The 18,073-nt window shown below is 62.0% G+C and carries 18 protein-coding genes; 9 read left to right on the forward strand and 9 right to left on the reverse strand.

From position 1 onward, the window contains the following. Positions 1 to 4 precede the first annotated feature (4 nt). Together fabB and CRO59_RS16615 are read left to right on the forward strand one after the other, a co-directional pair. The gene (gene fabB / locus CRO59_RS16610) at positions 5 to 1,225 is read left to right on the forward strand and encodes a beta-ketoacyl-ACP synthase I (RefSeq protein WP_007968959.1); all 1,221 of its coding nucleotides are present in this window, start codon (positions 5 to 7) and stop codon (positions 1,223 to 1,225) included. Positions 1,226 to 1,615: 390 nt separating this feature from the next. Next, positions 1,616 to 1,804 (forward strand): hypothetical protein, encoded by a 189-nt coding sequence (locus CRO59_RS16615; RefSeq protein ID WP_095137166.1) that lies wholly within the window; start codon positions 1,616 to 1,618, stop codon positions 1,802 to 1,804. 70 nt (positions 1,805 to 1,874) lie between these two features. Here the strand turns inward: CRO59_RS16615 and CRO59_RS16620 are convergent, their stop codons facing one another. The 7 genes from CRO59_RS16620 to CRO59_RS16650 form a co-directional block, all read right to left on the reverse strand. Next, the gene (locus tag CRO59_RS16620; RefSeq protein WP_007968960.1) at positions 1,875 to 2,417 is read right to left on the reverse strand and encodes a DUF2058 domain-containing protein; all 543 of its coding nucleotides are present in this window, start codon (positions 2,415 to 2,417) and stop codon (positions 1,875 to 1,877) included. Between the two features lie 26 nt (positions 2,418 to 2,443). Then, on the reverse strand, positions 2,444 to 3,277 hold the full coding sequence (gene mazG, locus CRO59_RS16625) for a nucleoside triphosphate pyrophosphohydrolase (RefSeq protein ID WP_097088501.1): 834 nt from the start codon (positions 3,275 to 3,277) through the stop codon (positions 2,444 to 2,446). A 123-nt stretch (positions 3,278 to 3,400) separates the two neighbouring features. After that, positions 3,401 to 5,644 carry a GTP diphosphokinase gene (relA, locus tag CRO59_RS16630; RefSeq protein WP_027612305.1) on the reverse strand — a complete coding sequence of 748 codons (2,244 nt, stop codon included), beginning with the start codon at positions 5,642 to 5,644 and terminating at the stop codon, positions 3,401 to 3,403. A gap of 101 nt (positions 5,645 to 5,745) precedes the next feature. Further along, positions 5,746 to 7,122, reverse strand: a complete 1,377-nt coding sequence (rlmD, locus tag CRO59_RS16635; RefSeq protein ID WP_097088503.1) for a 23S rRNA (uracil(1939)-C(5))-methyltransferase RlmD — start codon at positions 7,120 to 7,122, stop codon at positions 5,746 to 5,748. Beyond that, positions 7,122 to 8,024, reverse strand: coding sequence for a cysteine synthase CysM (gene cysM / locus CRO59_RS16640; RefSeq protein WP_027612303.1), 903 nt, complete (start codon positions 8,022 to 8,024; stop codon positions 7,122 to 7,124). Before cysM ends, rlmD begins: the two co-directional genes overlap by 1 nt. Before the next feature lie 202 nt (positions 8,025 to 8,226). Continuing rightward, complete coding sequence (locus tag CRO59_RS16645) at positions 8,227 to 9,651, reverse strand: sensor histidine kinase (protein ID WP_097088506.1); 1,425 nt, start codon at positions 9,649 to 9,651, stop codon at positions 8,227 to 8,229. Continuing rightward, positions 9,638 to 10,360 (reverse strand): response regulator transcription factor, encoded by a 723-nt coding sequence (locus CRO59_RS16650; RefSeq protein WP_097088508.1) that lies wholly within the window; start codon positions 10,358 to 10,360, stop codon positions 9,638 to 9,640. Before CRO59_RS16650 ends, CRO59_RS16645 begins: the two co-directional genes overlap by 14 nt. Positions 10,361 to 10,577: 217 nt before the next feature. Here CRO59_RS16650 and CRO59_RS16655 point away from each other — a divergent pair, with 217 nt between their 5' ends. Together CRO59_RS16655 and CRO59_RS16660 are read left to right on the forward strand one after the other, a co-directional pair. Then, positions 10,578 to 13,331, forward strand: a complete 2,754-nt coding sequence (locus tag CRO59_RS16655; protein WP_097088524.1) for a response regulator — start codon at positions 10,578 to 10,580, stop codon at positions 13,329 to 13,331. An 83-nt stretch (positions 13,332 to 13,414) separates the two neighbouring features. Beyond that, complete coding sequence (locus CRO59_RS16660) at positions 13,415 to 14,404, forward strand: 2-hydroxyacid dehydrogenase (RefSeq protein WP_027612299.1); 990 nt, start codon at positions 13,415 to 13,417, stop codon at positions 14,402 to 14,404. Positions 14,405 to 14,416: 12 nt separating this feature from the next. Here CRO59_RS16660 and CRO59_RS16665 read toward each other — a convergent pair whose 3' ends face one another. Continuing rightward, positions 14,417 to 14,857 carry a hypothetical protein gene (locus CRO59_RS16665; RefSeq protein WP_097088510.1) on the reverse strand — a complete coding sequence of 147 codons (441 nt, stop codon included), beginning with the start codon at positions 14,855 to 14,857 and terminating at the stop codon, positions 14,417 to 14,419. Positions 14,858 to 14,990: 133 nt separating this feature from the next. On the opposite strand from CRO59_RS16665, the gene CRO59_RS16670 reads away from it, so the two are divergent. Then, a complete protein-coding gene (locus CRO59_RS16670) occupies positions 14,991 to 15,425 on the forward strand; it encodes a hypothetical protein (RefSeq protein WP_025112952.1) in 435 nt (144 codons plus the stop codon). Next, positions 15,425 to 15,829: an META domain-containing protein gene (locus CRO59_RS16675; protein ID WP_097088513.1), complete on the forward strand. Its 405-nt coding sequence runs from the start codon at positions 15,425 to 15,427 to the stop codon at positions 15,827 to 15,829. Before CRO59_RS16670 ends, CRO59_RS16675 begins: the two co-directional genes overlap by 1 nt. Positions 15,830 to 16,083: 254 nt before the next feature. On the opposite strand, the gene CRO59_RS16680 is transcribed toward CRO59_RS16675, so the two are convergent. Next, on the reverse strand, positions 16,084 to 16,551 hold the full coding sequence (locus tag CRO59_RS16680) for a TlpA disulfide reductase family protein (protein WP_096796797.1): 468 nt from the start codon (positions 16,549 to 16,551) through the stop codon (positions 16,084 to 16,086). A 114-nt stretch (positions 16,552 to 16,665) separates the two neighbouring features. On the opposite strand from CRO59_RS16680, the gene arsC reads away from it, so the two are divergent. Genes arsC through CRO59_RS16695 form a run of 3 tightly spaced genes read left to right on the forward strand, consistent with a single transcriptional unit; the run spans position 16,666 to position 18,040 of the window. After that, positions 16,666 to 17,019 carry an arsenate reductase (glutaredoxin) gene (gene arsC / locus CRO59_RS16685; RefSeq protein WP_096796798.1) on the forward strand — a complete coding sequence of 118 codons (354 nt, stop codon included), beginning with the start codon at positions 16,666 to 16,668 and terminating at the stop codon, positions 17,017 to 17,019. Further along, positions 17,016 to 17,612 (forward strand): NAD(P)H:quinone oxidoreductase, encoded by a 597-nt coding sequence (gene wrbA, locus CRO59_RS16690; protein WP_027612295.1) that lies wholly within the window; start codon positions 17,016 to 17,018, stop codon positions 17,610 to 17,612. The genes arsC and wrbA overlap by 4 nt, the downstream gene beginning before the upstream one ends. A 2-nt stretch (positions 17,613 to 17,614) precedes the next feature. Further along, positions 17,615 to 18,040, forward strand: coding sequence for a DUF2069 domain-containing protein (locus tag CRO59_RS16695; RefSeq protein WP_027612294.1), 426 nt, complete (start codon positions 17,615 to 17,617; stop codon positions 18,038 to 18,040). The last annotated feature ends 33 nt before the right edge of the window (positions 18,041 to 18,073 follow it).

The following is an 18,073-nucleotide window of genomic DNA, read 5'->3' on the forward strand; positions in this document are numbered from 1 at the left end:
TCGCATGCGCCGCGTCGTTATCACTGGTCTGGGCATTGTTTCGTGCCTGGGCAATGACAAAGAGACCGTCTCCGCTAACCTGCGTGCAAGCCGCCCTGGCATCCGGTTCAACCCGGAATATGCTGAAATGGGTCTGCGTAGCCAGGTTTCCGGCTCCATCGACCTCAACCTTGAAGAACTGATCGATCGCAAGATCTATCGTTTCGTCGGCCACGCAGCGGCTTACGCCTACCTGGCCATGAAAGACGCGATCACTGACTCCGGCCTGACCGAAGAGCAAGTGTCCAACCCGCGTACCGGCCTGATCGCCGGCTCCGGCGGCGCGTCGACCCTGAACCAGATGGAAGCGCTGGACATCCTGCGCGAGAAAGGCGTGAAGCGCGTTGGCCCATACCGTGTAACGCGGACCATGAGCAGCACCGTTTCCGCGTGCCTGGCCACGCCGTTCAAGATCAAGGGCCTGAACTACTCCATCGCTTCTGCCTGCGCCACCAGTGCTCACTGCATCGGTACCGCCATGGAACAGATCCAGATGGGCAAGCAGGACATCGTCTTCGCCGGTGGCGGTGAAGAAGAGCACTGGAGCCAGTCGTTCCTGTTCGACGCGATGGGCGCCCTGTCCAGCAAGCGCAACGACACCCCGGAGCAAGCCTCCCGCGCCTACGACGCCGACCGTGACGGTTTCGTCATCGCTGGCGGTGGCGGCATGGTCGTGGTTGAAGAGCTGGAACACGCTCTGGCCCGTGGTGCCAAGATCTACGCCGAAATCGTTGGCTACGGCGCAACGTCCGACGGCTACGACATGGTTGCCCCAAGTGGCGAAGGCGCGATCCGCTGCATGCAGATGGCAATGTCCACCGTCGACACCCCGATCGACTACCTGAACACCCACGGCACCTCGACTCCGGTCGGCGACGTCGCGGAAATGAAAGGTGTGCGTGAAGTGTTCGGCGACAAGGCTCCTGCGATCAGCTCGACCAAGAGCCTGTCCGGTCACTCCCTGGGCGCCGCCGGCGTTCACGAAGCGATCTATTGCATGCTGATGATGGAAGGCAACTTCATCGCCGGCTCCGCCAACATCGACGAACTGGACCCTGAAGTGGCCGATCTGCCGGTGCTGACCAAGACCCGCGAAAACGCCACCATCAACACCGTGATGAGCAACAGCTTCGGCTTCGGCGGCACTAACGCCACGCTGGTGCTGAAGCGTTGGGAAGGCAAGTAAGTCCCCGCTGCAGAGCCACACATGAAAACGCCCCGACTGGTTCGGGGCGTTTTTTTGCCTGAAATAAATGGCAGTTAACCGTAAACCCCTGTGGGAGCGAGCCTGCTCGCGAATGCGATATTCCAGCCACCCTCTCATCACCTGACCCACCGAATTCGCGAGCAGGCTCGCTCCCACAAGTGGACTTGCTGAGCTTCTGAAAATGAAACTTCTGTCATGAAACCTTGCACCCTGCGACCGAATGTCGCGGATTACGCGGGCTGCAGCACTGTTGCAAAAACCGCAACAACACCTTGCGCAAATCAAGCGTTTACTTAGCAAGCTAACAAATCATATAAAAGAGTCCTGCACACGCCTTGCTGCAGATAACTTGAGATTTGGAGCTAGCAGATGACTGTAAAAGTAACTGAACGCGACGATTCACACATGTCCCACGAAGGCGTAGCCGCCGGTATCCGCATCTGGGATGTGCATCAACAAGACTTGCTGGTCGGCATGTTCCACAACGAGATCGACGCCCACAACTACAAGGCCGAACTTGAACTGCAGGAACAGCAGCGGGATCTGAAATCCGCCTGAAGCAACCACAGCATTGAAAACGACAAACCCCGCCATGAGCGGGGTTTGTCGTTATTACAGCTTTATCGGTTTACCACATCAGGTCATCCGGGATCTGATAGGCCGCGTACGGATCGTCCTCGGCATTGACCTCTTCGGTCTGCACGTTGAGCTGCACGATACGTTGCGGGTCGCGCTCCTGGATCTTCAGGGCCGCTTCACGCGGGATCACCTCGTAACCGCCGGCATGGTGCACGATCGCCAGCGAGCCGCTGCTGAGCTTGTTGCGCATCAGCGTGTTGACCGAGATGCGCTTGACCTTCTTGTCGTCGACGAAGTTGTAGTAGTCCTCGGTGGTCAGCTTCGGCAGACGCGAGACTTCGATCAACTGCTTGACCTGCGCGGCACGGGCCTTGGCCTCGGCCTTCTCCTGCTGCTGGCGGTTCAGTTCCTGGTCACGCTTGACCTTCTCGGCCATGGCTTCCTGAGCGGCGCGCTGCTGCGAATCATCCAGCTCGGCCTGCCCTTTGTGGGCCAGACGCTGTTGCTTCTGCTTGTCTTTGCTGACCTGCTTGGCCTGCTTTTGGTTGACCAGGCCTGCTTTGAGCAGCTGGTCGCGAAGGGAAAGGCTCATTAATGCTTACTCACTTGGGCAACGGCTCAGCCGCGGCTGGGCAGATTCTTTTCCTGACGTTTGGCTTCGCCCCACAGGGCGTCCAACTCTTCGAGGGTGCAATCTTCCATGGGACGACGGGTGTCGCGCAATGCCTGTTCGATAAAACGGAAACGTCTTTCAAACTTGGCGTTGGCGCCACGCAGCGCGGTTTCCGGATCGACCTTCAGGTGCCGGGCCAGATTGACCACGGAAAACAGCAGATCGCCGATCTCGTCGGCCACCGCTTGCGGATCGTTTTCAGACATGGCTTCGAGCACTTCATCGAGCTCTTCGCGCACTTTGTCCAGCACCGGCAACGCATCCGGCCAGTCGAAACCGACCTGCCCGGCACGCTTCTGCAATTTGGCCGAACGCGACAGCGCCGGCAGCGCGGCAGGTACATCATCGAGCAGTGACAGCTGCTCGGGCACGACAGATTTTTCGGCGCGCTCTTCGGCCTTGATCTCTTCCCAGCGCTGCTTGACCTGCTCTTCGCTCAGGCGCGGCACATCCAACGGTGCGTACAGTTCGCCGGTGGGAAACACGTGCGGATGACGGCGGATCAGCTTGCGGGTGATGCTGTCGATCACTCCGGCGAATTCGAAGCGCCCTTCTTCCTTGGCCAACTGGCTGTAATAGACCACCTGAAACAGCAGATCACCCAGCTCGCCCTGCAAGTGATCGAAGTCGCCCCGCTCGATGGCGTCGGCCACTTCGTAGGCTTCTTCGAGGGTGTGCGGGACGATGGTCGCGTAGGTTTGCTTGATGTCCCACGGGCAACCGTACTGCGGGTCGCGCAGGCGGTTCATCAGGTGGAGCAGGTCTTCAAGTGAATACATCTGTCTGTCTCTACAAGAACCTGTGGGAGCTGGCTTGCCAGCGATACAAACAACTCGGTCTCTCAGGAAAACCAAGGTGATGCAATCGCTGGCAAGCCAGCTCCCACAGGGATCGTGACCTCATCACGGAGTACGGTTACGCCGCGTCTCGATGATGTTCGGCAACTGCGAAATCCGCCCCAGCAAGCGCCCCAGCGCATCCAGCCCGGGAATCTCGATGGTCAGCGACATCAACGCAGTGTTGTCTTCCTTGTTCGAGCGGGTGTTGACCGCCAGCACGTTGATCCGCTCGTTGAGCAGCACCTGCGAGACGTCCCGCAGCAGACCGGAACGGTCGTAGGCGCGGATGACGATGTCCACCGGATAGGTGAGCACCGGCACCGGGCCCCAGCTGACCTGGATGATCCGCTCCGGCTCGCGCCCGGCCAGTTGCAGCACCGAGGCGCAGTCCTGCCGGTGAATGCTCACGCCGCGACCCTGGGTGATGTAGCCGACAATCGCATCGCCCGGCAGCGGCTGGCAGCAGCCGGCCATCTGCGTCATCAGATTGCCGACGCCCTGGATCTGGATGTCGCCGCGCTTGCCCGGCTTGTAACCGGTAGCTTTGCGCGGGATCAACTCCAGCTGTTCGTTGCCACGCTCCGGCTCGACCAATTGCTGCGCCAGGTTGACCAGTTGCGCCAGACGCAGGTCGCCGGCACCGAGGGCGGCGAACATGTCTTCGGCGGTTTTCATGTTGGCCTTTTCGGCCAGCTTGTCGAAATCCACCGCCGGCAGACCGAGGCGATTGAGTTCGCGCTCGATCAGGGTTTTACCGGCCGCGACGTTCTGGTCACGGGCCTGCAACTTGAACCAGTGAACGATTTTCGCCCGCGCCCGCGAGGTGGTGACGTAACCCAGGTTCGGGTTCAGCCAGTCGCGGCTCGGCGTACCGTGCTTGCTGGTGATGATCTCGACCTGTTCACCGGTCTGCAGGCTGTAGTTGAGCGGCACGATCCGCCCGTTGATCTTCGCGCCCCGGCAGTTGTGACCGATTTCGGTGTGCACGCGGTAAGCGAAGTCCAGCGGCGTCGCGCCCTTCGGCAAGTCGATGGCATGACCGTCCGGGGTGAAGATGTACACCCGGTCCGGTTCGATATCGACCCGCAGCTGTTCGGCCAGACCACCGATGTCGCCCAGCTCTTCGTGCCATTCGAGCACCTGCCGCAGCCAGGAGATTTTCTCTTCGTAGTGGTTCGAGCCGGATTTGACGTCGGTGCCCTTGTAGCGCCAGTGCGCGCAGACGCCGAGCTCGGCCTCTTCGTGCATCGAGTGCGTACGGATCTGCACTTCCAGCACCTTGCCTTCCGGACCGATTACCGCGGTGTGCAGCGAGCGGTAGCCGTTCTCTTTCGGGTTGGCGATGTAGTCGTCGAATTCCTTCGGGATGTGCCGCCACAGGGTGTGGACGATGCCGAGCGCGGTGTAGCAGTCGCGCATTTCCGGCACCAGCACGCGCACGGCGCGCACGTCGTAGATCTGGCTGAATTCCAGACCCTTGCGCTGCATTTTGCGCCAGATCGAATAGATGTGTTTCGCCCGGCCGCTGATGTCGGCGTCGACGCCGGTGGCCTGCAATTCGTCCTTGAGCTGGGTCATCACATCGCTGATGAACCGCTCACGGTCCAGCCGCCGCTCATGGAGCAGCTTGGCGATCTGTTTGTATTGATCAGGCTCCAGGTAACGGAAGGACAAGTCCTCCAGTTCCCACTTGATATGACCGATGCCGAGTCGGTGCGCGAGCGGCGCATAGATGTCGAAGACTTCCCGGGCAACGCGGTTGCGCTTCTCGTCATCAGCGGTTTTCACCGCGCGAATGGCGCAGGTACGTTCGGCCAGTTTGATCAGAGCGACACGAACGTCGTCGACCATCGCCACCAGCATCTTGCGCAGGTTTTCCACCTGGCCCTGAGTGCCCATCACCATCGACTGGCGCGGGCTGAGGCTGGCACTGATTGCCGCCATGCGCTGCACGCCGTCGATCAGTTTGGCCACGACGGGACCGAAGCGCTGGCTGACCGCCGCGAGTTCGATCTGACCTTCGCGGACGCCGCGATACAGCACCGCCGCGACCAGCGAATCCTGATCGAGTTTGAGGTCGGCGAGGATCTCGGCGATCTCCAGTCCCGTGCTGAAACTGCCGGAGCCTTCGGCCCACAGATTCTTCTTGGCATTGGACTGCTGTTCGGCCTCGCGAGCGAACTCGCAGGCTTCTTTCAAGGCTTCGCGATCCAGTGCCATGTCGACACTGACCGCGTGATCGAGCCAAGCCTCGAGATTGATACTGCCGTCAGTGTTGATCGGCTGGTGTGCTCTCACCTGTACCATGCTGCTTTACCTTCCCTACGACGCAGATTCAATGCGTCAAATCGCTGACCCTCAACGCCCGTATGCGCTCGCGGGGCTAAAGCGAGCGCCGCCCGGACAGGTCAGACGGATTCAGACGAGCCATCCTGGCTCGCTTCAAATAACGCCATGGCCTCGACATGTGCCGTCTGAGGAAACATATCGAGAATCCCGGCACGTTTTAACCGGTAGCCCTGCCTGATCAATTCGACCGTATCGCGCGCCAGAGTTGCAGGGTTGCACGATACATACACCAACCGTTTGGCACCCAGGGTCGCGAGCTTGCGCACCACCTCGAAAGCACCGTCACGCGGTGGGTCCAAGAGTACCGCAGAAAAGCCGTTTCCGATCCACTGAGCATCGGTCAAAGGCTGGGATAAATCGGCTTGAAAAAACTTTGTGTTATGCAAATTGTTGCTAGCGGCATTCGCAGCGGCGCGGTCGACCATGGTCTGCACGCCCTCCACCGCCACCACTTCGCGCACGCTTTTGGCCAGCGGCAAGGCGAAGTTGCCCAGACCGCAGAACAGGTCGAGTACCCGCTCGTCACCGGTCGGCTTCAGCCAGTCCAGCGCCTGCGCGACCATCGCCTCATTGACCCCGGCGTTGACCTGAATGAAATCCCCCGGGCGCCAGGCCAGATCCAGATCGCACTGCTCCAGGCGATAACCCAGCGACTGCGTGGCATCCACCGGTTGCGGCTCGCCGTCGCCATGCAGCCACAGTTGCGCTTCATGGAACTGGCAGAATTCCTTGAGGATCGTCAGGTCGGCTTCAGACAACGGCGCCATGTGTCGCAACAACACCGCCAGCGAAGAACCACTGAACAACTCGACGTGCCCCAGCGCTTGCGGTTTGCTCAAACGACGGAGCATCTCCGGCAAACGGGTCATGATCGGTTGCAAGGGCTGTACCAGCACCGGGCATTCGTTGATGGCGACGATGTCCTGACTGCCGGCAGCGCGGAAACCGACTTCAAGCTGCTTGGCTTTCATGTCCCAGCGCACGGCGATCCGCGCGCGGCGGCGATAGCCGAATTCCGGGCCAGTCAACGGCGCAGCCCATTCGTCAGGCGCGACCCCGGCAACCTTCGACAGCTGCTCGGCGAGCATGCGCTGTTTCAGGGCAAGCTGTTCGGTGTGGGGCAAATGCTGCACGCTGCACCCGCCGCAGCGGCCGGCATGCTGACAGGCTGCCGGGCGACGCAATTCGCTGGCCTTGAACACGCGCTCGGTGCGCGCTTCGACCACTTTGCCGCGGGCGCCAAGCACCCGCGCCTCGACCTCTTCACCGGCGAGGGCGCCGAGGACGAACCAGGTTTTGCCTTCGAAAAACGCGATGCCGCGACCGTCATTGGCCAGGCGCTCGATGTTCAAGCGCTGTTTTTTGCCGGTCGGAATTTGCGCGGCCTTGCTGCCGCCGGTGGGCTGGAAGCGCAGGCCTCTCTCGTGCTTGGCCATCAGTTGGGCGCGTCGAAAATGCCGGTCGACAGATAACGGTCGCCACGGTCGCAAATGATCGCGACGATCACCGCGTTTTCAACTTCTTTGGACAGGCGCAGCATCGCTGCCACCGCACCGCCCGAGGACACGCCACAGAAGATGCCTTCTTCGCGGGCCAGACGCCGGGTGACGTCCTCGGCTTCGCTTTGCGCCATGTCGACAATGCGGTCGACGCGGTCGGCCTGATAGATCTTCGGCAGGTATTCCTGCGGCCAGCGACGGATACCGGGAATGGCCGAGCCTTCCATCGGTTGCAGCCCGATGATCTGCACGCTGTCGCTCTGCTCTTTCAAGTAGCGCGAGACGCCCATGATGGTGCCGGTGGTGCCCATCGAACTGACGAAATGGGTGATGGTGCCCTGGGTCTGACGCCAGATTTCCGGGCCGGTGGTGGTGTAGTGCGCTTCAGGGTTGTCGCCGTTGGCGAACTGATCGAGCACCTTGCCACGGCCTTCGGCTTCCATCCGCTGGGCGAGATCGCGAGCGCCTTCCATGCCCTCTTCCTGACTGACCAGAATCAGCTCGGCACCGTAAGCGGTCATCGCCGCTTTACGTTCGGCACTGGAGTTGTCCGGCATGATCAGGATCATCTTGTAACCCTTGATCGCGGCGGCCATCGCCAGCGCAATCCCGGTGTTGCCCGAGGTCGCTTCGATCAGCGTGTCACCGGCGTGGATCTGCCCGCGCAGTTCGGCACGGGTGATCATCGACAGCGCCGGACGATCCTTGACCGAACCCGCCGGGTTGTTCCCTTCGAGCTTGAGCAATAGGGTGTTGCTGGTGGCACCGGGCAGGCGCTGCAAACGCACCAGCGGAGTGTTGCCGACGCAATCGGCGATGGTTGGGTACTGCAGGGTCATGGCGTATTCGCAATCCAGACGTGCGGGGGCGCCTATCATACCGGCAAACGTTCGCAGGCCATATCACGCAAAGTGCGGTGCTTATGGTTTCTGGGAATAAGCAGATGAATGTCGCACCGGTGGTGCGACTTTTGAGTTCAGCGGTGAATCGAAGGGCCCCTTCGCGAGCAAGCCCGCTCCCACAGGAGGGTGGCGGTGTTGGTTATACAATCTGCGGACGCCCCACATCCACTGTGGGAGCGGGCTTGCTCGCGAAGGCGTCAGCCGTCACGCCGCCGTCATCGGCAATCAGCCGAAAATTCAAGCGCAACCCCGCCCCACCATTCTCCGCCCACACCATCCCACCCTGACGCTGCACCGCATTCCTCGCAATGCTCAGCCCCAGCCCAAAACCGCCGTCCCCCGGGCGCGAGCCGTCGAGGCGGGTGAAGGGCGAGAAGATCCGTTGCAGATCGCCCTCGGCCACCCCGCCGCCCTGATCCTCCAGCCACAAATGCCAGTAATCGCCGTCACGCTGTCCATCGAGGCGCACGATGCCGCCCTCGGGCGAATGCCGAATAGCGTTGCGCAGAATGTTCTCCAGCGCTTGCGCCAAAGTATTGAGGTTGCCGCGCACCCAGCACGACGCCGGCACCGCGCACTGCAATTGCAGGCTCGGCCAGCCGCTTTCGTAACAGGCGTTGTCGGTGAGCATTTCCCACAGCGCCTGAATCTGGATCGCTTCGTCCGGCAGCGGCGCACGCTCGGTGTCGAGCCACGCCAGTTGCAGGGTGTCTTCGACCAGTCGTTGCATGCCGTCGACTTCACGGCTGATGCGCTCGCGCAGTTGCCGTAGATCCTGCTCGCTTTCACTGGCCACCCGCAGCCGGCTCAGCGGCGTGCGCAGTTCATGGGACAGGTCGCGCAGCAATTGCTGTTGCAGGGCGACGGTGGATTGCAGGCGTTCGGACATTGAATCGAAGGCCCGCGCCAGTTCACCGAGTTCGTCCGGGCGCTGGGTAATGCCGCTCGACAGACGCACATTCAATTGGTCGGCACGCCACGCATTGGCCTGCTTGCGTAGATTGTTCAGCGGCACCACCAGCAAGCGATACAGACCGACACACAGCAGCAAGGTGAACAATCCCGGAATCACGCCATTGGTGATCACCCGCCAGAACACCCGGTATTTTCCCGGCAGGAAGCGCTCGGGCAACTCGATCACCAGACTGCCGGCGGACGGATTCTGCGGAAACGGTACGCGCAGCCATGGCCGGCCTTGCTTGTGGATCGGCCAGTCGAGGCCGCGTAAAAAGGTCAGGTGCTGGATTTCCTGTTCATTCAGCGGATCGCTGCTCAACGACTGCAGATTGCGGTCGATCACCCCGACCCAGGCGGCTTCGCGCAGCTCCATGCTCTGCAACCAGTTATCGACCCCGTCGCGCTCACCACGCTGCCACGCCCGCTCGGCTTCGCTGGCATAGCGGCTCAGAGTGCCGCGCGCCTCGTCGGAGAGATACTGGTTGCGCTCTTCCATGTAGCGGCCCCAGGACCAGCTCAGCCAGATCATCAACAGACAGAACGCTACCAGCAGACACGCCAGTTTCCAGAACAGCGAATGCCGCCCCGGCAGGTCAGAGACTTTCATCGGTGGCACTCAGCACATAACCCTTGCCCCACACCGTGCGCACTTCCCGTTCGGCGTAACCGATGGCCTTGAGTTTGCGGCGGATCTGGCTGATGTGCATGTCGAGGCTGCGGTCGTGGGCCGCATAGCCGCGTTGCAGCACATGCTGATAAAGGAAGGCCTTGCTCAGCACTTCTTCGTCGTTGCGATTGAGGGTTTCCAGCAGACGGTATTCGCTGCGAGTCAGACCGGCAGCATGCTGGTTATAGAAGACTTCGCACTGTTCGTCGTCGAAGCGCAGCGCGCCGTGGATCGCAGCCGGGGCAATCGCTGCCGGGCGCCGATCCAGCGCCACCCGGCGCAGGATCGCCTCGATCCGTACATGCAGCTCGGCCATGCTGAACGGCTTGGGCAGGTAATCATCGGCGCCCAGGCGAAAACCGCTGATGCGATCGGCCTCGGCGCCCAGCGCCGACATCAGCAGCACCGGCGTCGAATGGCTCTGGCGCAATTGCGTCAGCACCTTCAGGCCGTCGAGCCCCGGCAGCAGAATGTCCATCAGCACCACGTCGAACGGCTGGTGACGCGCAATGTTCAGCCCTTCCTGACCGTTCTGGCACCAGGTCACCGCAAATCCGCTGCGGCCCAGATGCTCGTGAACATAGGCGCCCAGCACCGGGTCGTCCTCAATGGCGAGAATGCGTGGCAGGTCGGTGGAAACAGGAGTCATGAGTATCTGCTAATAATTCTCAGTTGGCCGATTATTCAAGATTGCCCGCCATCGGGCAACCCAAGCTTGACCGGCCGGACAAACGCGCCAGGCAGCGCCGACCAATGGCGACATGATTTTTCCGAAGATTGCCCGCCTGCAAATCGCTACACTGCGCCAATGTCGCGTGCCGGACGCACGTGCGAGTCAACAGTTCAGCGGGATGCAGGAGATGGGTGTGCTCAAGAAACTGGGAATCAAAGGTCGCGTGTTGTTGCTGACCCTGTTGCCCACCAGCCTGATGGCGTTGGTGCTCGGTGGCTATTTCACCTGGATGCAACAGTCCGATTTGCAGACCCAATTGATGCAGCGCGGTGAAATGATCGCCGAACAACTGGCGCCGCTGGTGGCGCCCGCCATGGGCCACGGCAACACCGATCTGCTCGAACGCATCGCCACCCAGTCCCTCGAACAGCCTGACGTGCGCGCCGTCATCTTCCTCGCCCCCGACCGCACACCGCTGGCGCACGCCGGCCCGACCATGCTCAATCAGGCGCCCAGCGGTGACAGTGCACAACTGCAACGGCGCAGCGGCAATGACGCCACCCGTTACCTGATGCCGGTGTTCGGCAAGCATCGCAACCTCGCTGGTGATCTGATCCCCGAAGAATCCGACCGTCTGCTCGGCTGGGTCGAACTGGAGCTGTCGCACAACGGCATGCTGCTGCGCGGTTATCGCAGCCTGTTTGCCAGCCTGCTGCTGATTGCCGCCGGTCTGGCGGGCGCGGCCCTGCTCGCGTTGCGCATGGGCCGCACCATCAACCGCCCGCTGAGCCAGATCAAACAGGCAGTTGCCCAGCTCAAGGACGGTCATCTGGAAACCCGCCTGCCACCGCTCGGCAGTCAGGAACTGGACGAGCTCGCCTCGGGCATCAACCGCATGGCCGGCACCTTGCAGAACGCTCGCGAAGAACTGCAGCACAGCGTCGATCAGGCCACCGAAGACGTGCGGCAGAATCTGGAAACCATCGAGATCCAGAACATCGAACTGGACCTGGCGCGCAAAGAAGCACTGGAGGCGAGCCGGATCAAATCCGAGTTCCTCGCCAACATGAGCCATGAGATCCGCACGCCGCTCAACGGCATTCTCGGTTTCACGCATCTGTTGCAGAAAAGCGAACTGACCCCGCGCCAGCTCGACTATCTGGGCACCATCGAGAAGTCCGCCGACAGCCTGCTGGGGATCATCAACGAGATCCTCGATTTCTCGAAGATCGAGGCCGGCAAACTGGTGCTCGACCATATCCCGTTCAACCTTCGCGACCTGTTGCAGGACACCCTGACCATCCTGGCCCCGGCAGCCCACGCCAAGCAATTGGAGCTGGTGAGTCTGGTTTATCGCGACACGCCGCTGTCACTGGTCGGCGACCCGCTGCGCCTCAAGCAGATCCTCACCAACCTGGTCAGCAACGCGATCAAATTCACCCGCGAAGGCACCATCGTCGCCCGCGCCATGCTCGAAGAGGAACACGAAGACAGCGTGCAGTTGCGCATCAGCATTCAGGACACCGGCATCGGCCTGTCGAGTCAGGACGTGCGCGCATTGTTCCAGGCATTCAGTCAGGCCGACAACTCGCTGTCGCGCCAACCCGGCGGTACCGGTCTGGGTCTGGTGATATCCAAGCGTCTGATCGAACAGATGGGTGGCGAAATCGGCGTCGACAGCACCCCGGGCGAAGGCTCGGAATTCTGGATCAGCCTGAGCCTGCCGAAAACCCGCGACGACAGCGAAGACCTGCCGGGCCCGCCACTGCTCGGGCGTCGCGTGGCGGTGCTGGAAAATCACGAACTGGCGCGTCAGGCGCTGCAGCATCAACTGGAAGACTGCGGCCTCGACGTCACGCCGTTCAATACGCTGGAGAGCCTGACCAACGGCGTCACTGGCGCGCACCAGACCGATCAGGCGATTGATCTTGCGGTGCTCGGCATCACCAGCAACGACATGCTCCCGGAGCGCCTGAACCAGCACATCTGGGATCTCGAACACCTCGGTTGCAAAGTGCTGGTGCTGTGCCCGACCACCGAACAGACGCTGTTCCATCTCTCGGTGCCCAACCCGCACAGCCAGCTGCAAGCCAAACCAGCCTGCACGCGCAAACTGCGTCGGGCGTTGGCCGATCTGGCCAATCCACGCCAGCCGCGCAACGAGCCGGGTGAGCCGCTGTCGAGCCGCGCGCCGAAAGTGCTGTGCGTCGACGACAACCCGGCCAACCTGTTGCTGGTACAGACCCTGCTCGAAGACATGGGCGCCAAGGTGCTGGCCGTGGAAAGCGGCTACGCAGCAGTCAAAGCGGTGCAGAGCGAATCCTTCGATCTGGTGCTGATGGACGTGCAGATGCCGGGCATGGACGGACGCCAGACTACCGAAACCATCCGCCAGTGGGAAAGCGAACGGCATAGCACACCGCTGCCGATCGTCGCCCTCACCGCCCACGCCATGGCCAACGAAAAACGCGCCTTGCTGCAAAGCGGCATGGACGACTATCTGACCAAACCGATCAGCGAGCGGCAACTGGCGCAAGTGGTGCTGAAGTGGACCGGTCTGGCCTTGCGCAATCAAGGAACGGAACGGGCCAGCGACAGCGCGGCGGGTGGCAGTGAGTTGCCGGTGCTCGACCACGAAGAAGGCTTGCGTCTGGCCGCCGGCAAGGCCGATCTGGCAGCCGACATGCTGGCCATGTTGCTCGCCTCGCTGGAGGCTGACCGCGAAGCCATTCGTGCCGCCAGTGAAGCCCGCGATCAGAATGCACTGATCGAGCGCGTGCATCGCCTGCACGGTGCGACCCGATATTGTGGCGTGCCGCAGTTACGCGCGGCCTGTCAGCGCAGTGAAACCCTGCTTAAACAGGGCGATCCGAAGGCAGTGGTGGCGCTGGAAGAACTGGAGCGGGCGATCAATCGACTCGCGACGCAAGCCAGGATCAGCGCCTGATCCACGGCAATGCCGGCAGCGGCATCCGCCGTTAAAGTGGTGGCCGTCAACGCTGACTCGCCACCCCGTTCCAGGAGGAATTCATGCGCACGCTCGTTTTCAGCAGCCAGACCTACGACCGCGACAGTTTCCTCGGCGCCGCCTGCCCGGCCGGGATAGAACTGCACTTTCAACCGGCCCGGCTCAGTCTCGACACCGCCGCCCTGGCCGAGCAGCATGAGGTGGTCTGCGCCTTCATCAATGACGATCTCAGTGCGCCGGTGCTGGAGCGCCTCGCCGCCGGTGGCACACAGCTGATCGCCCTGCGCTCGGCGGGCTACAACCATGTCGATCTGCTCGCGGCAAAACGCCTCGGGCTGGCCGTGGTGCGGGTACCTGCCTACTCGCCACATGCGGTGGCCGAACACGCGGTGGCGCTGATTCTGGCACTCAACCGACGCCTGCACCGCGCCTACAACCGCACCCGCGAAGGCGATTTCACGCTGCACGGCCTGACGGGTTTCGATCTGGTGGGCAAGACCGTGGGGATTGTCGGCACCGGGCAGATCGGCGCGACGTTCGCGAAAATCATGCACGGTTTCGGTTGCCAATTGCTGGCCTACGACCCGTACCCAAACCCTGAGGTCGTGGCGCTGGGCGCACGTTACCTGAGTCTGCCGGAGCTGCTCGCGCAGTCACGAATCATCAGCCTGCACTGCCCACTCAACGCCCAGAGCAAACACTTGATCAACCGCGAGTCACTGGCACACCTGCAACCGGGGGCGATGTTGATCAACACCGGACGCGGCGGCCTGGTCGACACGCCGGCGCTGATCGACGCCTTGAAGGACGGCCAACTGGGCTATCTGGGACTGGATGTGTATGAAGAAGAGGCGCAGCTGTTTTTCGAGGATCGCAGCGACTTGCCGTTGCAGGACGACGTATTGGCGCGGCTGCTGACCTTCCCAAACGTGATCATCACCGCGCATCAGGCGTTTCTGACCCATGAAGCGCTGGGCGCGATTGCCGCGACCACCCTGCACAACATCGCGACCTGGGCTGCAGGTGCACCGCAGAACCAGGTCGAGGGTTGAAGGCTTGCCGGTTTACTTCGGCGACAGCGACGAGGCCAGGATCAGCAACGCCAGCCAGCCAAAACCGAAAAAGCGCTGCTTCATCGAATGACCGTTACGCAGCAGGAACCAGACAAAGACCATCGGCAGCAGGAACACCATGATCTTCAACCAGCCTTCCACCGGACGCGAACCGTCGGCGTTGGCTTGAGGTTGAGGTGCGGGTTCCGGTTGCCGACGGCGGCGACCGACCGCCGCCGGTGAAACGCGCGGCGCGGGTTCAGGGGCTGCTGGCGGGATAAACGCCTCGGGCACGGATTTGTTGCGCGGCAGGCTGCCAAATGAAATCGTCGCAGCGGCGGCTTGCGCCGGTGTGTGCTCGTGCTGCTGCGCCATCGGAGCACCACAATGAATGCACGCCTTTGCTTCCGAGCTGATGCTCCGCTTGCATTCATAACATTCGATCAGCGCCATGTTCCGTTCCCTCAGAGTGAAGGGCGGCAGTTTGCCATGAGCGCCGGACGATTTGAACCGGATCGAAGGTCGCACGTGTACGCCATCCTGCAATCCAGCCCGTGCTAGCATGTCGCGCAGATTTGGAGGACCCATGGTCGAACACGATTTCCGCTACACCCTGATGAACCCGCAACACACCCTCACCGAATGCCGCGCCCTCGTACCGGGCCGCTATCAGGTCACAGGCAACGGTGGCTCGATCCGCAACGGTGACGTCCTGTTGGTCACCCTCAAAGGCAGCAAGGACTTGTCCATGCGCCTGACCGTCGACACCGTGCGCCACCTGATCAATCCGCCGGGCCAATGGACCGCGATGACCACCGGCCCGGTATTCGGCGAACTGGCGATCCACACCTGGCAGGTCAACTGCGACAGCTGCGCCAAGGAGCTGAACTTCGAGTTCGCGGTGGACGCCAAGCTGGGCAAGACCGCCGAGAAACCGGCCGCCACGGCGCGCATCGCCGAGCTGGGCTGGAAAGCCGTCGGCGACAAGCACCTGTGCCCGAAATGCCAGGAGCCTGCGTGATGAAACGCCTTGCCCTGCCGCTGCTGGTCGGTGCCGCTCTGGTGGGCTGCGCCGCAGAGCCTGTGCAACTGCAGCAGAACCGCAGCTACATCCTGGAGTGGATCGGCGAGCGGCCATTGATGGATTACAGCCATCTGACCGTGACCCTCGGCGACGATGGCCGCGCGTATGGCAATGGCGGCTGCAACCACTGGTTCGCGCCGTACACCCTCGAAGGCGACAAGCTGAGCTTCGGCCCGATCGGCAAGACCCGCAAACTCTGCGCGCCGGCGCTGATGGAGCAGGAACAACGCTTCCTGCAGGCGCTGCAAGGCGTTGAGCGCTGGGACATCTCGCCGATCGAGCAGATGCGCTTCTGGCCGGCGCAAGGCAAGCCGTTGCGTTGGTGGCTGGAAGAGGGCTGATCGTTCAGCCGTAGAAAAGATCGCAGCCTGCGGCAGCTCCTACAGGTGTACACATGACCTTGTAGGAGCTGCCGCAGGCTGCGATCTTTTTTCTGAACGCCAGTTACTGTGGCGAGGGAGCTTGCTCCCGCTCGGCTGCGCAGCAGTCGCACAACCGTTAACCGCGCGTTGCCGGAGACACCGAGTCAGCAGGGTTTGGGGCCGCTTCGCGCCCCAGCGAGAGCAAGCTCCCTCGCCACAAAAGCCCATTCAACTCACTTTGTCGCCTGCAACGCCTCAAGCTTGGCCATCACCCCCGCCGCCGTCTGCTCGCCCATCAACTGCTCACGCACCTTTCCCTTGTTGTCGATGATGTAAGTCACCGGCAAGGCCTCACTGCGCGGCAGGTCGAACAGGTCGGCCGGATCCTGCGCCAGCACGGTGAACTTGATGCCCAGCTTCTCGCTGGCGCTCTTCAGGTCTTCACCCTGGACGTTGTCGAAGTTGACCCCGAACACGCCGATGTTCTTGCTCTTGAGTTCGTCCGCCAAATGATTGAGCTCCGGAATTTCCGTGCGGCACGGGCCACACCATTCGGCCCAGTAATTGATGACTACCCATTGTTTGTCCAGACGCTCGGACGCGACCTTCTGACCATTCTGGTCAATGCCGTAGTCATTGCCGCAGCCCCCCAGCATCAACGCCCCGATTATCGTCAATGCCGCTGCCAATCGCCGTGTCATGTCATGTTCCCTGGTCAAAAATTGAAGGCGCCTGCGACCCATCGCCTCTGAAGGTTCTGGATTGCGCGCTGCACAGTTAGAATAGCCGCCACTTTACGCCAGAAGCGACCCGCCATGACCGATCTGACGCTTTATCACAATCCGCGCTGCTCGAAATCCCGCGGCGCACTGGAACTTCTCGAGGCCCGTGGCCTGACCCCGAACGTGGTGCGTTACCTCGAAACCCCGCTGAATGCGGTGCAAATCAAGGCACTGCTCGGCAAGCTCGGGATCAGCGCGCGTCAGTTGCTGCGCAGCGGAGAAGATGAATACAAAATGCTTCAGCTGGCTGACGAAAGCCTCAGCGAAGCGCAATTGATCGACGCCATCGCCCAGCATCCAAAACTGATGGAACGACCGATTCTCGAAGTCGGCGACAAGGCTGTGATCGGTCGTCCGCCGGAAAATGTGCTGGAGCTGCTGCCGTGAGCGCGCCGTACATTCTGGTTCTGTATTACAGCCGCAACGGCTCGACCAACGAGATGGCCCGGCAGATCGCCCGCGGTGTCGAACAGGCCGGCCTCGAAGCGCGCCTGCGGACCGTGCCGGCAATCTCAACCGAGTGTGAGGCGGTCGCCCCGGACATCCCGGAAGACGGTGCGCTCTACGCCACCCTCGATGACCTGAAGAACTGCGCCGGCCTCGCCCTTGGCAGCCCGACGCGCTTCGGCAACATGGCCGCGCCGCTGAAGTACTTCCTCGACGGCACCAGCAACCTGTGGCTGACCGGCGCACTGGTCGGCAAACCGGCCGGCGTGTTCACCTCCACTGCCAGCCTGCACGGCGGTCAGGAAACCACCCTGCTGTCGATGATGCTGCCGCTGTTGCACCACGGCATGCTGATCACCGGCCTGCCGTACAGCGAGTCGGCGCTGCTGGAAACCCAGGGCGGCGGCACGCCGTATGGCGCCAGTCATCACGCCGGCGCCGATGGCAAGAAAGGTCTCGATCAGCACGAGATGGCACTGTGTCGCGCACTCGGCGCACGCCTGGCCAAGACCGCGCAAAAACTGGAGGGCTGAGGGTGGCGAAGAAGCCGAAAGTCCTGCCCTCCGTCGAGTGGCTTGAACCCCGCGTCAAGGCGATGCGGGTCGTCAGCCTGTTGTGCTTCTTCGGCCTCGCCGGGCTGCTCGCCGCTTACTACCTGGTGTTCGCCGACCTGCACGGCGCCCGACCGTGGGTGATCCTGCTGGTCGAGCTGATCCCGTGGCTGATCCTCGCGCCGGGGATGCTGATGGGCAACGCGCGTGCGCACTCGTGGATGTGCTTTGTGGTGAATCTGTATTTCATCAAGGGCGCACTGGCAGCGTATGACCCGAACCGGCAACTGTTTGGCGTGCTGGAGATGGCCGCGAGCCTGGCGCTGTTCTGCTCGGCGCTGCTGTATGTGCGGTGGCGGTATCAGTTGAATCGCAAACTCGCGGGCGAAGGCGAGATCAGCGTCGCCTGATCTGACACCTTCGCGAGCAGGCTCGCTCCCACA

The organism is Pseudomonas sp. LAMO17WK12:I5 (assembly GCF_900215165.1).
Taxonomy (GTDB): Bacteria; Pseudomonadota; Gammaproteobacteria; order Pseudomonadales; family Pseudomonadaceae; genus Aquipseudomonas; species Aquipseudomonas putida_A.